This is a genomic window from Paenibacillus sp. J22P90, from assembly GCF_059692195.1.
Map to the genome: position 1 here is coordinate 149,894 of NZ_JCAUAY010000010.1, position 14,444 is coordinate 164,337.

Here is a 14,444-nt window from a genome sequence, read left to right on the forward strand (position 1 = left end):
TAAAATATTTTTGCGAGGCTGAAAATAGCTACTATTACCCATTTTGATATATGATAGGATTATGAAAAATATGGATAAAATGAGTCGTCGTTCCTTTTTGAAGAAGAGTCTTATAGTTGGCGGTAGTTTAATAGCAGTCCCCCCGTTAAGTTATGGGTATGCCACATGGGTGGAGCCTCGCTGGTTGCAAGTTGAGCGGATTTCGCTGTCTTTTCCTACACTGCCGGAAGCATTCAAAGGACTGCGTGTGGTGCAATTTAGCGACCTTCATTTTGGCTTTCATTTGGATGTGAAGCAGTTGTCACACGTCGTTGAGGTAATTCAGGCAGAAGGACCGGACATTGTGTGTTTTACAGGTGATTTAGTTGATTATGAGGTAGGTAAGTACGGTCAAGAAATACAAAACGTACTGCGTACGTTGAAAACAACATACGGCTGTTATGCCGTGCTCGGCAATCATGACTACTATGGGAATGCGGATGAAGTAGCGGAAGTGCTCGAGGGGGGTGGCTTCCACTGTCTGCGTAATAGGGGCATGCGGATACAAAAAGGCAACCAATCTATCTGGCTTGCGGGCATAGAGGATATGTGGGAGGGGACACCTGATCTTAAAGCAGCCATGAAGTCGGTAAAAAAAGAAGAGTGGGTGCTCCTGCTATCCCACGCCCCAGATTTCGCCGATTTTGCTGCTGTTGAACCTATTCACTTGCAGTTGTCAGGACATTCCCACGGTGGTCAAGTCAGACTCCCGATCCTCGGTGCAATGGCTTCCGTGCCCTATGGTGTCAAATATCCAGCCGGACTGTATCATGTAGGGACGAATAAGTCGCTTACCCTTTATACAAATCGAGGAATCGGTGTGTCCGTGCAACCTATTCGGTTCATGTGCCGACCTGAGATAACGGTGTTTACATTGGGTTGAAGGCAGTTACTGAGCAACAGAAACAGCTGATTTATTGATTTTTTTGCTGACCAGCTTAGCTTTCAAATAGTTTGTAAATTTACTTTCAATGTATTGATACGAGAGATGTGAAATAATTAATGATAAAACGAGAGTTAACAAACCATACAGGAAAAAAGTAAGGAACGAATTGTTTGTATATACATGAATTTTGGGCATTATTCTTTTCAATGGAAACATAATGAACGTGTGCCACATGTACAAGCTATAGCTGATTTTGCCTAAGTATCTGAAGGGTCTAAGCTTTAGGAAATCGGCCAACAATCCATGTCCCATGATGAGTGGTATGAAGACTGGGAAGGCCAACAGCGTTGGGATGATAATGTGGAAATTTTCCATGCCGTAGGATACGTAGATCAAAATAAGGAATAGAGTGCTCGTTACGTATAATAGCGCATTAGGCCTGTAGAGCTGGTAGATTTTCTTTTCGCCTAGATAAATAACGGTACCGACAATGAAAAATAATGTATTAGGATACTTGTAGACTGTGATCAGACAAATGAAAGTAACTAGCGCGTAAAGTGAATATTTCCAGAATTTTGGTAAAGCGTGTTTGTAAATAAAAAACAAGCATCCCGCCAGCAAATAAAAGGCAAATTCATAGCTTAATGACCACGCCACAATTTGTGCGATTGGTAATGGGAAAATCCCTGGTAACAGAAATAAATTCGAGAAGAAATGAATGACATACTGGCCTGCCGAGATATCCTGCATCCATTTATATGAAATGAGGGGACCAACCCCGAAAATAATCAAGTGTATGGTTAAAAATACAGGATAGATACGCAAAATCCGATTAAGAACGAATTCTTTTAGAGTTCTTTTCTTGACCAAGCTCTTGATGATTAAGTAACCGCTAATGACGAAAAATAAATTAACAGATATCGGCCCCGCATAGTTTAAATGGTAGAGCAGCGAGTTCATAGGGCTTTCAACGATATAGCTTTCCAAAACGCCGGAATGGTAGATATGATAAATAAGTACGGATAAAGCTAGAAATCCTCTTAATCCGTTTAAAGCTTCATTTGAAATTTTCATGTTTGTATCCCCTTGCAGCCTTTTCATTTCATTATAGTAACACGTTTCCTTCAGGCTAGAAAGGAGTCCCCATGCAGACTTACAGCTTGCTTGAGTATCTTTTATTTCCACCTACGTTGTTGAATAGACAAAAGCTGGAGAAGCAGCTTGTAGGAAAGACGGTGCTTATCACAGGTGCGAGTTCAGGGATAGGTGAACAGCTTGCTTATCTGCTTTCCGATACAAAGGTCCACCTTATTTTGGTCGCACGACGAGGGGAACGGTTGCTAGCGATGAAAAATGAAATCGAAACGAAAGCAGCAGCCCGAGTGAGTGTGTTTCCTGCTGATCTTCGAGATCAGAATGAGATGGCGGGATTGTTGGCTTTTCTTCATCAGCTTCCAGATGGGTTGGATATGATCATCAGCAATGCGGGCCACTCGATTAAGCGTTCAATTCGGGATTCGACGGAACGTTATCATGATTTTACGCGCACGATGGCGATCAATTATTTTGCCCCAGTTCAACTGCTGCTGTGGGCCCTGCCCCTTCTTGAAAAAAGCCAAGGCCACATCATCAATGTCTCAACGATCAATGTGAAGCTGCTTCCTTTGCCTTATTGGGCGGCGTATCAAGCATCGAAGACGGCTTTTGACACCTGGTTTCGTTCGGCAGCTCCGGAGTTTAACGGAATGGGGATCGCCACGACCTCCATTTATCTGCCACTCGTTCGAACACCTATGATTCTGCCAACTATCGCATATCGTAAAGTGCCTGCCATGCAGCCTCAGCACGTTGCCAAGATGATTGGAAAGGCGATCTATACGCGTAGGCACACGGTAAAGCCGTGGTGGTTGATTTTTGGACAACTCGCTTCCGTCATGTTCAGCAGATATTGGGACAAAGCGATGCCGAGCATGTTGCGGAAAAAGGATAATAGCAATGAGCATATTTAAATTGATCTATGTGCTTTATTTAATTCGACTGCTCTCGCCGTTTGCGATGTTCCGATTAGCTGCAGCTATCTATCGTTCAGGAATCAATCTGATGGCTCTGCTGCATTTTGCAGCTAGAACCTACGGGGACAAAATCGCTGTTGTAGATGAAACAGAAACCCTTACCTACAACGAATTGTTTGCACAATCTGATGCGCTAGCTGCTGTATTGAGAATGAGGTATCAATTAGCGCGCGGCAAGAAGGTGGGCATTTGGGGCAAGAATCACGCTTCTTTGGTCAAAGCGATTTATGCAGTATCTGCAACAGGGGCGGATAGTTATCTCCTGAATGCAGAGATGAGCATGGGGCAATTGCAAGCGATTGTGGAGCGAAAAGATTTGGATCTCTTGATCTATGATCACGAGTTAAGCTCAATGCTTGAGCAAACAACGTACACGAATGCCAAATTACTGAGTTATCATGAAACTTTGCCAGCGATAAATAACTTACTTTTTACAACCCATTTTGAAAAGAAAAAACAACGCCGAGCCTCTTCAGGAAAGCTAGTTCTGCTGACAGGCGGAACCACAGGACAGGCCAAAGAAGCGGCGCATCAACCCTCGCTGTTTAATTATTTGGATCCTTTTGCGGGATTTCTATCACGGTTACAAGTGGTGAAAAAGCATACTGCCTATATTGCAACCCCCATCTATCATGGGTATGGTGTAGCTGTGCTGCTTTTATTCTGCGCGCTGGGAAAAAAAGTTGTGATTCATCGTGGTTTCGATGCACAGCAAGCATGCTCCTTAATTCGAAAGCATCAAGTTGATATTGTAACCGTTGTTCCTTTAATGCTGCATAAAATGTTAAAAACCAAAGCTGACGATTTGAAATCGCTCACTTGTATCGCTTCAGGCGGAGCAGAGCTTCATCCTAGGTTGGTCCAAGAGACGATGAGTCAATTGGGCGAAGTGTTGTACAATCTGTATGGTACGTCAGAAGCGGGTTTGAATATGATCGCGGTGCCGCAGGATTTGATTTACGCATCGCATACGATTGGCCGGAAGATGAAAGGTGTCCATGTTAAAGTCATGAATGAGCAGATGGAAGAAGTTGAGGCTGGTCGCATAGGTCAATTGTGTATGAAAAACAGATGGTCTATGAAAAACAAGGCAAATGTTTGGATCAAAAGTGGAGATTTGGGCTATCGTGATGAGAAGGGCTATTACTTTTTGTGCGGGAGAACGGATAGTATGATTGTCTCTGCCGGGGAGAACGTCTATCCTCTGGAAGTGGAACAAATCGTGCGAACTCATCCTGAAGTTGAGGATGCAGCCGTCATTGGAGTCGCGGACGAACTTTTTGGACAGCGGTTGATGGCTTACGTCCTCCTAGCACCACAAGCGGAATTGACAATAGATGAACTGATGGATTGGCTGCGCACACGATTGGCACGGTTTCAGTTGCCGAGAGAAGTCATTTTTGTGGATCACCTGCCGTATACGAATTTAGGTAAATTGGACAGAAAAGCGTTGAAATGATGAATAGTGTGTAAACTGAGAATTAATTCATGTAAAACCAAAAAGGAGCTATGTCCCATGTACGAACATCTTGTAATATTCAAGTTCAATGCCAATGTCAGTGAAGATAAGCAGCAGGAATTGGTTAATCAATTGCTAGACTTTCGGGATCGTATTCCTGGGATCTGTGATATAAGCGCAGGCCTCAATGTAACGGAAGAGACAGAGAATATCAAGGGTTTCACGCTCGGACTACGCGTTACTTTTGAAGATCTGGATTCGTTGCGTGCCTACGGTCCTCATCCGGTTCATCAGGCGTTTGTGAAATCGTTGGATGGCATTTTGGCGGATGTGATTGTTGTGGATTATCCGAAGGTTTAGTTATGAAGAGGAATTTGTGAGGAGGAATGTAAGTGAAACGGATGCCATTTGAACGTCCAACTGAGCATTATGATGAGCGCCTATTCCCTATTGATGAGAAAATTTGCGAATTGCTAAAACAACGCAAAGATATCTCCAACAATCATCCAGGCTATCCTCCATTCGAATATATTGAGAAATGGGCAGTTTCTTTTGACCTCTACGAAGATTACTTGAAATCTGTTTTCCACGTTCTGAGGAATGAGGAGAATTATAAACCGATTGTTGAACCTGTTGGATTCAGAAAACACGTCCCCATATTGAAATCGATGGAACACGAAGAGTTTTTCTATACAGTGACCGCTATGCGACAATATAGTAACGCTAGCAGAATTATCTTTACTATCGATTGGGATATGGGGAGTGATCCCTTAACAAAGCCGAATAATACAAGACATTTCGAGTTGTATCTGGGAGAAAATTACCAATGCCGGATGGATAGTGGAGGCGGTAGTTCAGGTCATTTTTCCTTTACCTACGTTGTCTCGCCGGCACTACCTGATGATTTATCTGGTACGGATTTTGTCTTTAGGGAGATCGATTCTCCCTTGAAGGATAAACCGAGAGGGAATAGTATCGTATTTCGTGTGGAATGATTTGCTGAATTTGACGGCTGCCTTATTACATTAATAAGGAGCCGTAATTGTAGATGGTGAGAAAAGTTCTTCAATAGGCAGCTTTCGTGAAATAATCCCTTGCTCATATGCGTATTGAACCAGTGTTTCCAGTGTCTTTCGATTTTTGGAGACACCATAAGGCCAGAAGTCATCACCCATTAGTTTTTTGGTGCGCTCTACTTCCGAAGCAAGCCAAGGAAGAGTAACCCGCAGAGATCCAACTTGATTTAATGCTTCATAGGTCTTATCTTTCGCTTTCGTAAAAGCCTGCTGTAAATTCAATGCCACCCATGGATGTTTCTCAAGTACAGCATTCTTAATAACTACTACGTGCATAATCGGGAAAATCCCCGTTTCCTGGTAATACTTTTTTTCCTCTGTGGCGTAGTCCTCGAATAGCCGAACGAGTTTCCCGCTACCCTCAGTAAATCCTAATGGAGCTCGTGGTGAAATAATCGCATCAAGCTCACCATCCAAAAGCATTTGGTTCAAGGATTGGTTTGGCGCAATTGCTTTCAAGCTGATGTTTTCGGGCAATTGAATAGTAACCCTTGCTCCCTGAGTATTGGGGGTATCCACACCTCCCCAATACCATTGAACTTCAGAGGGAAGAACGCCGTATTCATGTTCTAACATCCCCCGAACCCAAACTAATGCTGTAACATGATATTCTGGAACTCCAATCCGTTTGCCCTTTAAATCTTCTGGTTTACGAATTCTAGTAGTAGGACTGACATAAATAGCAGAATGACGAAACGTACGGGAAGGAAAAACAGGAATTGCCGTAAATTCTGGATATCCACGATCCTTGGCAATCAGATAAGAAGCAGCGGAAAGCTCGGATACATCGAACTCCTCGAACCGCATCATTCTGAAGAATATATCCTCGGGGGACAATTTCAAGAAGTTTAAATTAATCCCTTCGGGTTTTACAGTTCCATCGGCCAAAGCCTGCATCCGGTCATAATCGCCGCATGCAAAAGTCAAAGAAAGCTCAGACACTGGCATCTCTCCTTGAAGTTAATTTAGTTCAAGCATAACACAATTTTTGGGCGTATATTGTGTTATAAATAGGAAATATAGTGATGTAACTTATTAGAGAAGGATGGAGTGTAAAGATGAAACATTTTGCCGTATTTCTACCTATGCTCGATGTGCAGAAAAGCCAGGACTTCCGTCAGCAGCACCTCGATTATTTGGCACAACGTCGCAGTGAAGGAAAGATTTTTGCCAACGGACGGTTTGTTGATGGTGCAGGGGGGCTCGTCATCTATATGGCCCAAACTGAGCAGGAAGTGCTCGAAATCGTAAAGCAAGATCCCTACGTAATTCATCAGGCAAGAGGGTATGAAATTCACGAGTGGGACATCGTTACTGATGCGGTTCTTCCTAGCTCTACACCTGAAAAATAATAAAAGCCATGAAATCAACTTAAGGTTGAATTTCATGGCTTTTTAGTATTCATTTATTTTCTAATGTTGAATCCAACAAAAGCTTTTGTATTAAAATCGAACACAGCAGTTAATGGTCCAAGAATTTCATCTTGGTCGGTGTTGTAAGTAACCGTTACGACATTGCCGTTCGCAGCTTTAATGTCTGCTAGCAATTTCTTCTGCTCGTCTGTGGAGCCCATTACGCCTACTTCGCTAGTGGAGACGATTTGAACGGTTGCTTCGTCTTGCTTCGTTGTAATATGGGAGACTTGCTCCTTCACTTGTGCCCATGCCAAGTTGCGGTATTCCTGTGCTGACTCTGGCGACATTTTCGGAGTACCGATTACAGCCGATTGACCCTGAACAACGAGGAGGAACACAGGGCTTTGTGGAGGTAGGCTTTTCGTTTCAAAAGGACCATAGTAAGCTTTTACTTTCGTGCCAGCTTTCAAGTCTTCCCAATTTACGGATTCGCCTTGAGACGTCATGACACGAGTTTCTTTACCGCCGTTAAGTACCAAATTGTCTAACTGAACTTGCCAGCCATCATCTGTATGTTTTACTTCTTTAATTGTATCTTCTTTAACAGAGCGGTCTGCGTGAACGTTAATGTTTACGGCTTGCGCTTGACCTGGATAGCTCATTGCCATAGCTGGTCCGAACCCAGCGTCGATTTGAGTTCCGGCTTTCAGATCGGCTGCAGTTAACGTTTTACCATCTAGGCTCTTAATGACAGTTGATTTGTCCACGTTTAAAATCACCCATGTGCTGCCGAGCAGCTCGATGCGAGTATTCCCGTCATCCTTCGTCTGTACGCTTACGATTACACCAGTTGCACGTATCAGGTCAGCAACTTCTGCTTCGTCCAATTCAATCTCTTTGTTCGCTTCATCGTAATTTACTGTATATCCAAGCTTAGTTGCAGCGTCGCGTACAGGGAGGTACGCTTTGCCATCGATGTAAACAGGCGTAAGCGCACTGTCTTGTCCATTAACAACAATCTTTACATCTTTTTGTAAGTAACCTGTAACCTTTTCTACGAAATCCTCAGCTCCGACTGCGGCAGTTGTGCCGAGTATCCCAGCCAAAGTTAATATAACAGTTAGTTTTTTCTTCATCTCAAAAAACTCCTTCCGATTTTTAAAAGTTTATCGTCAATCATGTTGACAAATTACCAGACGGAGGTTGTCGCGAATAGGTTGCAGTTGTCCAGAAATTAGGAGTATAGTCATGCCTACAGATGCATTGGAATAGGTTTAGTAAAGATGAAAAAAATTTGGGAGGATGAGCGGATGGCGGTATCCTATATGGATTTCACTTCTCCGAACGTACAATATTTCTTCGATCTGAAGAACAATCGTTCGTTCACGAAGGATGGGAACAATTTTATTAACGCACTGGGTATTCAGCAACTGAATACGCTGGGCAATGTATCTCTGCTCGACATCTACTTATCGAAAGGAAATGTTGTCGAGCCTCATGTTCATCAGAACGCTTCTGAGTTGGTCTATTGCATTCAAGGAGCAGCCGTGGTGTCGATCCTGAATCCGTTCACCAAAACCGTACTTAACTTCACTATCACGCCCGGACAGGTGGCAAATATTCCTCAGGGGTGGTTCCACTGGGAGATCGCTACGGAAGACGATACGCATTTGCTCGCTATTTTCGACGCACCAGTACCGGAATTCATCGCGGTATCCGACTTCCTCAGACTGATCCCGAGAAGCATGCTCGCCCATACGTACTGCTTGGATCAAGCAACAGTGACACAGGCGCTAGCGCCGATCAAGAGTACGACAACGATCGGTCCTCCGGTCGATTGCCCGAAGCATCATCAGGCTCGAACTGACAGCTACCCACCACAGGCAGAGCCATATACGCAGGTTTCTTACCCGGTATACGGGGCGCGGCAATCCTCTTTCCCTGGCATTGGAAATGGTTTCAATCGTCAGGGATAGTTTGGTGTCCTGATTCAGACAAATGAATAAGGAGTTAGTGATCCAGCCTATGGCTGGATTTTTTTGTTAAGTGGCCCCACTACAAATAGCATCGAAAAGAAAACAGATTGCAGGTAAAATAGCACTGCTGAACGAATAGTGAGGTGAGATGTATAGGAAGTACCATTATCCATTTATTCAAATCGCGGCGGCTCCTCTTTAGTTCGTTAAAATAACGGGCTGAAGTTTAATTTTTTAGGAGGAATTATGAAGAAAAAATCACTTGTATTTATTGCGTCAACATTTGCTTTTGTATTAACTTCTGCTGTAATGAAGAGCATGGATTCGAAGCCCTATTTTATCGCTGGAATTTTACCGATATTGGGTGCTATTTGGCTGGTCAACTATATCATCAAAGGACGCCTTAAACCTGATGGAAGCAAATTTGGGGCAGTTGGTATGGTTTTTTGGTGGTTCGGTACAGGGCTTTGGTTTTTTATTATCCAGTTCAATTTATTGGAGAATTATGAAATTACTTTCTTAATTGCAGTGCAATTGATATCGTTTATTTGGATTGCACCAACTATCATTTATAGAAAAATTAAAAATAAGAAGGATAAGGAAAGCCCCTGAATCGCTCCAAGATAAAGTTTACTCCATCGGTGAAATTAAGGATGGATGAGGCAGCGGAAACGGAAGTTTGGAGATCAAACCAACTCATCTTTTCAATGCCCATCAGTTCAGCTTTTCGCTTAAGTAAAGAGAAAACTTAAGTGTTACCCAATCTATGAACCCTATTTGTTACCTCGGTAATATCCTCTTCAAGTTTTTCAAACAAACACCCCCTAAAAGAGTTATTTGAATTACAATTTTATATTATCCTATTAGTTCTTCCACACCAATTTTCACCCTCTTCCGCGAAGGAATTAGCTATTAGTGCAACAATAGCAGGGGCTAGTTTTTTTTGTATCATAATGCGATGATAAATAACGAGCGATAAAGCGCATGAAACTGAAGGGGAGACTATCGATGTACCGTGTATTGGTTGCAGAGAATGAGCCGTGGATTCGGGATTGTATTGTGGAAATGGTGGAGAGGGCTGGGGAGGAATTCGAAGTTGTTGGAGAAGCCAATAACGGCGAGGAAGCGCTTGCATTGATATACGAACTGTGGCCGACGATTCTTTTAACGGACATTTGTATGCCCGAAATGGACGGTCTTGAGCTAATTCGCCGTTTGACGGAGGACAAAATACCGATGATTCATGTGGTTATCAGCGGTTATGACAATTTTGAATACGCTAGAGAGGCTATGAGCTATGGGGTAACCGAATATTTACTCAAGCCTGTTCAATTCGAGCATGTATCCACGGCATTGCTGAAGTCGGTGGATAAACTGGCCACGATCAAGGAATTGAACGCGTATTTGATGCGTATTCAAGAACTTATGGAGCAGGCCTATGCGATGGAATCGAAGACACTTCTCCGCAAGCATATGGATCTTCTTGATTCCATCCTCCGAATGAAATATTTGAACCCGAGCGCACATCAGTCGTTATTGTCCGTATATGAAGGGAAGCTGAAGTCGCTTTTAGAAGAAAGGCATCAGCTGCAACTGAAAGTCAAAAGGAACAACGGTGTCGGCTGGGGTGAAGATTCCGAAATCCGTCAATATTTTCAATCTATTCTTGATCAGTGGATCATTCATCGTCCGGCTCAGGTGAGCCAAAATCTGAAATTTGTCGTTCAAAAGGCGTGCGACCATATTCGTACTCATTATCGAGACGATTTCACGTTGTCGGAGTTGGCCGACATGGCCAATCTGAGCATCTCGCACTTCGGCTATTTGTTCAAGCAGCAGACAGGTTGCACGATGATTCAATATATCAATGAAATTCGGATTGCTGAGTCGAAAAAGCTGCTTCTGGAATCCGATCATAAGGCATATCTGATTGCCGAGTTGGTCGGATTTGGGTCGCTGCCCTACTTCACTAGAGTATTCAAGGCGATTGTTGGATTAACGCCATCTGAATATAGAAAGAGCATGGGCCTATGAACTGGTGGCAGTGGCAGTACCGCTTTTCGATCAGAACCAAAATGGTCGCAGCTTTTCTCGGGGTCAGCTTCTTTTCCTTGTTTATCATGGTTGGCTTCGCCAATTACTATTACGCCAAATCTGCGAAACACGATTTCTTTGAAATCGCCCAGCAAGCTGTTTCCCGAATCAATCATCAGACAGACTCGTATTTCACCCAGTTGATTCAGTCCACCCATGCAACGATAGCGGGACCGCTGCCTTCGCGGAATCCGCTCGTCACCCGGAATGACACCAGCGTAATTCAGGACTGGTTGCAGGGGGATCTTTCTGTAACTCGGGACAATTTATTTTGGATTGAGAATTCATTGAATCAAACCATAGCGATGAACTATTCGGAGATCGTCGACATGTTTCTCGTTTCATTGGACAAACGAATTATTTCAACAGAAGACTATCTATCCCCCGACGAAAGCAGGTTCATTAAAGAGCCCTGGTATCAGAGTCCGTTATCGGACACATCGAAAATATTTCCAACCTATATTTCCGAGTACAGGAATTCGGTTGGCTATCCGGTTATGGCCGTGAGCGTCCCGATTTTTAGCACAAAAACGGTTAAATTGATTGGAAATCTGGTGATTGATGTCGCGTTGAACGAAGTAGGGAAAATCCTGGGCCGATCTACACTTGGCGAAACGGGGTATTTTTTTATCGTCTCCTCGGACGGAACCATCGTATATAATCCAAATACCGGATTGGCAGGCTTACCTATGTCAGAGACGGAATTAAGTTGGCTGCGTCTGGACAAGCCGAATGATGTTCAAACATGGGAAGGAAAAGACTACCTAGTCTCCTATAACCATTCTGAATTTACGAACTGGAATGTGGTTGCGTTAGTCCCTCTGAATGAAATGGCCAGCGGTTTAACCATCGTTCGTCAATCCATGATCGTTGTCATGATCCTGGTCTCTATCTTTGTGCTGATTACGGTTCCTTGGCTATCTGGTTGGTTTACCCGCCCGATCTCGAAGCTGAAGGACTTGATGCTGCGCGTTGAGAACGATGACTTATCCGTGCAGGCTGACGTTTACCCCGGGAACGATGAAATTCAGCAATTGAATCGCAGATTCAACCGAATGACATTCCGGCTGAAGGAATTGCGGGAAACGTTATATGGAATGAAACTGAGGGAAGTCAAGCTCCAGTTGAAACAGAAGGAGGCTACCATACAAGCTCTTCAAAATCAAATTAATCCCCATTTGCTCTATAATACATTGGATATTATCAAGAGCATCGCCTATCTGGAAGATAATCCTAGGATTGCTACCATGGCTGGCAATTTGGGCAGTGTTTACCGGTATACGGCGAGAATGGCTGAATTGGAAGTATCGTTGTCAGAGGAAATCGATCATCTGAGAAAATATTTGGACATTATTCATGTGCGGTTCTCCAAGCATTTTCAAAGCGAGATCTATATCCATCCCAAATATATGGATTGCATGATCGTCAAGCTGTCTTTGCAGCCGATGGTGGAGAACGCAGTGAAATTTGCTGTAGAGCCGAAATACGGGAAAGCAGCCGTTCTGGTGAGCGCGTATCAGGAGCGTGAGGATCTGGTTATTGAAATCGTCGATAACGGTCCGGGAATTCCAGCAGACAAGCTCAAAGAGCTGCAAGAAAGGCTGGATGCGATTAGTGAAAATGCGGATGATCGGTTCGCCGAACAGCAGTCTCTTGGTATTGCCAATGTACATACCCGTCTTGTGCTGCAATATGGTAATCAATATGGGTTGTCTGTCGTTTCTTTTCCGGGGCGGGGCACGGTTGTATCGATAAGGATTCCATTCCAAATTAAGGATACTCAGATCATAACTTCATAAAATCGGATAAATAATCGTGGAATCGTGAAATTATTAAGGGTATTCCGAGCGGTATAATGAAAAGCAATCAGTGATAAGAAGCTCCGAGGAGGATACACATGAAAAAATGGATCGCTATTGCTATGACCGCATGCGTAACAACCGCTATAGTCGCAGGATGCTCGAATGACACGAAGACTGTTCAGGGGGATACACCGAAAACACCGAATACGCCGACAGTTGTAGATAACGGCAAAGACAAAATAACAATCAACTCTATGGCTGGTTCCTTTAAAGGAGGAGGTTGGCCAGATAACAATCATCCTATTATCCAGTACATTAACGAGAAGTTTAATGTTGATTTCAGCATGCAATGGGTACCGGGTGCTAACTATGATGAGAAGCTCAACGTCATGGCAGCAGCAGGTCAACTGCCGGATCTCTTTGTTGTCAATGAGCTCGAATATCTAAGATGGCAGTCACAAGGTGTTTTCGTTGAGCTGACGCCATACTTGAAACAGTATCCGAATCTGGCGAAAGCGATCCCGCAAGAGATGATGGAGGTGCTTAACCCGCCGGGCAAGGTGTACGGCTTTGGTAAATTCCAGCCGGCCAATCAGTTGTCGGTCGTCGTGCGGAAGGATTGGCTTACTAAACTGAACCTCCCTGTACCGACAGCAGATACGTTTACACTGGAGCAATTCTATGACATTGCTAAAGCTTTCGCCAAGAACGACCCGGACGGTAATGGGAAGGCCGACACGGTAGGGTTTTCGGCATCGGGCAGCGATCCGGGCATTAGCTTGCTTAACGGTGGCCAGCCGATTGAACTTGCTTTCGGTCTTGCTGATCTATGGAAAGAAGAGAATGGGAAGCTAACTCCGCGTCACATGCAGACCAATGAGTTAAAGCAGTACCTTGCCTATATGCGCAAGGCTTACGAGGAAGGCGTGCTAGATCGCGATTTTATGACCAATTCCGGCACGATCGTAAACGATAAAGTAGGCGCTAATCAGCTCGGCCTTGCCGTAGTACAGCATCAGCTTGCTGAGCGAAGCATCGCGCAATTGAAAAAGATCGCGCCGAATGCAGAGCTCATCCAACTACCGCCGCCAAAAGGGCCGACTGGTCTTCGCGGAAATCCGACCCGTGTTGGCGGAACGACGAAAATCGTGCTCAACGCTAAACTGGATGAGAAGAAGCGTCAGCGCATTCTGAGCCTTCTCGATTGGTGGTCGACCGAGGAAGGTACAAAGATCATCAAGAGCGGACCGGAAGGGGTCTTCTACTCGAAAACTGCGGACGGTAAAGTTGAGCTGACGGAGCGGGGCAAGAAGGAACAAGACAGTGTTAATATTTTAAATAACTGGTTCTTCCGTAATTCCTCCATGAAATATGAAACTCGCGAATGGGACGATCAGAAGAAGCCAGAAGCGCTTGTTAAGTTCCAGACTGAGAATGCCAAGTATGCAGCGAAAGCAGATCCATCCGTTGGATATACGAATTTGTCTTCGACATATATGAAGAAATCGACGGATCTGGATGCCAAGTTTAAAGAGGCCATGTTGAAAATTATCATGGGACGCGAACCTGTAGACAGTATCGAGAAGGCCGTGGATGATTGGAAGAAGAACGGCGGCGACCAAATCGTGAAAGAAGTAACCGAGGCATACGCAGCGAACAAGAACGGCGGGAAATAGGAGACAGAA

Annotated in this window: 14 protein-coding genes; 11 read left to right on the forward strand and 3 right to left on the reverse strand. The window is 44.1% G+C overall.

Annotated elements, in window-relative coordinates:
• The first annotated feature begins 70 nt into the window (after positions 1-70).
• A complete protein-coding gene (locus AC58UX_RS27125) occupies positions 71-922 on the forward strand; it encodes a metallophosphoesterase (protein ID WP_497258556.1) in 852 nt (283 codons plus the stop codon).
• Positions 923-928: 6 nt separating this feature from the next.
• On the opposite strand, the gene AC58UX_RS27130 is transcribed toward AC58UX_RS27125, so the two are convergent.
• The gene (locus tag AC58UX_RS27130; protein WP_497258558.1) at positions 929-1,999 is read right to left on the reverse strand and encodes an acyltransferase family protein; all 1,071 of its coding nucleotides are present in this window, start codon (positions 1,997-1,999) and stop codon (positions 929-931) included.
• Between the two features lie 86 nt (positions 2,000-2,085).
• Between AC58UX_RS27130 and AC58UX_RS27135 the strand changes: the two genes are divergently transcribed.
• The 4 genes from AC58UX_RS27135 to AC58UX_RS27150 are packed head-to-tail and all read left to right on the forward strand — an operon-like array spanning position 2,086 to position 5,451.
• Entirely contained in the window at positions 2,086-2,934 is an 849-nt protein-coding gene (locus tag AC58UX_RS27135; protein WP_497258560.1) for an SDR family NAD(P)-dependent oxidoreductase, read from the forward strand.
• A complete protein-coding gene (locus tag AC58UX_RS27140; RefSeq protein ID WP_497258562.1) occupies positions 2,921-4,456 on the forward strand; it encodes an AMP-binding protein in 1,536 nt (511 codons plus the stop codon). Before AC58UX_RS27135 ends, AC58UX_RS27140 begins: the two co-directional genes overlap by 14 nt.
• 57 nt (positions 4,457-4,513) lie before the next feature.
• Positions 4,514-4,816, forward strand: a complete 303-nt coding sequence (locus tag AC58UX_RS27145; RefSeq protein ID WP_497258564.1) for a Dabb family protein — start codon at positions 4,514-4,516, stop codon at positions 4,814-4,816.
• A gap of 41 nt (positions 4,817-4,857) precedes the next feature.
• Positions 4,858-5,451: a hypothetical protein gene (locus AC58UX_RS27150; protein ID WP_497258666.1), complete on the forward strand. Its 594-nt coding sequence runs from the start codon at positions 4,858-4,860 to the stop codon at positions 5,449-5,451.
• Between the two features lie 30 nt (positions 5,452-5,481).
• Here AC58UX_RS27150 and AC58UX_RS27155 read toward each other — a convergent pair whose 3' ends face one another.
• The gene (locus AC58UX_RS27155) at positions 5,482-6,474 is read right to left on the reverse strand and encodes a PhnD/SsuA/transferrin family substrate-binding protein (RefSeq protein ID WP_497258566.1); all 993 of its coding nucleotides are present in this window, start codon (positions 6,472-6,474) and stop codon (positions 5,482-5,484) included.
• Positions 6,475-6,590: 116 nt separating this feature from the next.
• Here AC58UX_RS27155 and AC58UX_RS27160 point away from each other — a divergent pair, with 116 nt between their 5' ends.
• A complete protein-coding gene (locus AC58UX_RS27160; RefSeq protein WP_497258568.1) occupies positions 6,591-6,884 on the forward strand; it encodes a YciI family protein in 294 nt (97 codons plus the stop codon).
• Between the two features lie 53 nt (positions 6,885-6,937).
• On the opposite strand, the gene AC58UX_RS27165 is transcribed toward AC58UX_RS27160, so the two are convergent.
• On the reverse strand, positions 6,938-8,023 hold the full coding sequence (locus tag AC58UX_RS27165) for a stalk domain-containing protein (RefSeq protein ID WP_497258570.1): 1,086 nt from the start codon (positions 8,021-8,023) through the stop codon (positions 6,938-6,940).
• A 174-nt stretch (positions 8,024-8,197) separates the two neighbouring features.
• Between AC58UX_RS27165 and AC58UX_RS27170 the strand changes: the two genes are divergently transcribed.
• From AC58UX_RS27170 to AC58UX_RS27190, 5 genes are all read left to right on the forward strand, one after another.
• Positions 8,198-8,863: a cupin domain-containing protein gene (locus AC58UX_RS27170; protein WP_497258668.1), complete on the forward strand. Its 666-nt coding sequence runs from the start codon at positions 8,198-8,200 to the stop codon at positions 8,861-8,863.
• A gap of 246 nt (positions 8,864-9,109) precedes the next feature.
• Entirely contained in the window at positions 9,110-9,475 is a 366-nt protein-coding gene (locus AC58UX_RS27175; protein ID WP_497258572.1) for a hypothetical protein, read from the forward strand.
• 396 nt (positions 9,476-9,871) lie between these two features.
• On the forward strand, positions 9,872-10,897 hold the full coding sequence (locus tag AC58UX_RS27180; protein ID WP_497258574.1) for a helix-turn-helix domain-containing protein: 1,026 nt from the start codon (positions 9,872-9,874) through the stop codon (positions 10,895-10,897).
• Positions 10,894-12,756 carry a sensor histidine kinase gene (locus AC58UX_RS27185; protein ID WP_497258576.1) on the forward strand — a complete coding sequence of 621 codons (1,863 nt, stop codon included), beginning with the start codon at positions 10,894-10,896 and terminating at the stop codon, positions 12,754-12,756. The genes AC58UX_RS27180 and AC58UX_RS27185 overlap by 4 nt, the downstream gene beginning before the upstream one ends.
• 98 nt (positions 12,757-12,854) lie before the next feature.
• Positions 12,855-14,435, forward strand: a complete 1,581-nt coding sequence (locus tag AC58UX_RS27190) for an extracellular solute-binding protein (RefSeq protein WP_497258578.1) — start codon at positions 12,855-12,857, stop codon at positions 14,433-14,435.
• The last annotated feature ends 9 nt before the right edge of the window (positions 14,436-14,444 follow it).

Bases quoted from the DNA above. Each gene is read 5' to 3' on its own strand.
- AC58UX_RS27130 (WP_497258558.1), bottom strand. From the start codon at position 1,999: ATGAAAATTTCAAATGAAGCTTTAAACGGATTAAGAGGATTTCTAGCT.
- AC58UX_RS27165 (WP_497258570.1), bottom strand. From the start codon at position 8,023: ATGAAGAAAAAACTAACTGTTATATTAACTTTGGCTGGGATACTCGGC.
- AC58UX_RS27190 (WP_497258578.1), top strand. From the start codon at position 12,855: ATGAAAAAATGGATCGCTATTGCTATGACCGCATGCGTAACAACCGCT.
- AC58UX_RS27125 (WP_497258556.1), top strand. From the start codon at position 71: ATGGATAAAATGAGTCGTCGTTCCTTTTTGAAGAAGAGTCTTATAGTT.
- AC58UX_RS27185 (WP_497258576.1), top strand. From the start codon at position 10,894: ATGAACTGGTGGCAGTGGCAGTACCGCTTTTCGATCAGAACCAAAATG.
- AC58UX_RS27170 (WP_497258668.1), top strand. From the start codon at position 8,198: ATGGCGGTATCCTATATGGATTTCACTTCTCCGAACGTACAATATTTC.
- AC58UX_RS27140 (WP_497258562.1), top strand. From the start codon at position 2,921: ATGAGCATATTTAAATTGATCTATGTGCTTTATTTAATTCGACTGCTC.
- AC58UX_RS27175 (WP_497258572.1), top strand. From the start codon at position 9,110: ATGAAGAAAAAATCACTTGTATTTATTGCGTCAACATTTGCTTTTGTA.
- AC58UX_RS27145 (WP_497258564.1), top strand. From the start codon at position 4,514: ATGTACGAACATCTTGTAATATTCAAGTTCAATGCCAATGTCAGTGAA.
- AC58UX_RS27160 (WP_497258568.1), top strand. From the start codon at position 6,591: ATGAAACATTTTGCCGTATTTCTACCTATGCTCGATGTGCAGAAAAGC.
- AC58UX_RS27180 (WP_497258574.1), top strand. From the start codon at position 9,872: ATGTACCGTGTATTGGTTGCAGAGAATGAGCCGTGGATTCGGGATTGT.
- AC58UX_RS27150 (WP_497258666.1), top strand. From the start codon at position 4,858: ATGCCATTTGAACGTCCAACTGAGCATTATGATGAGCGCCTATTCCCT.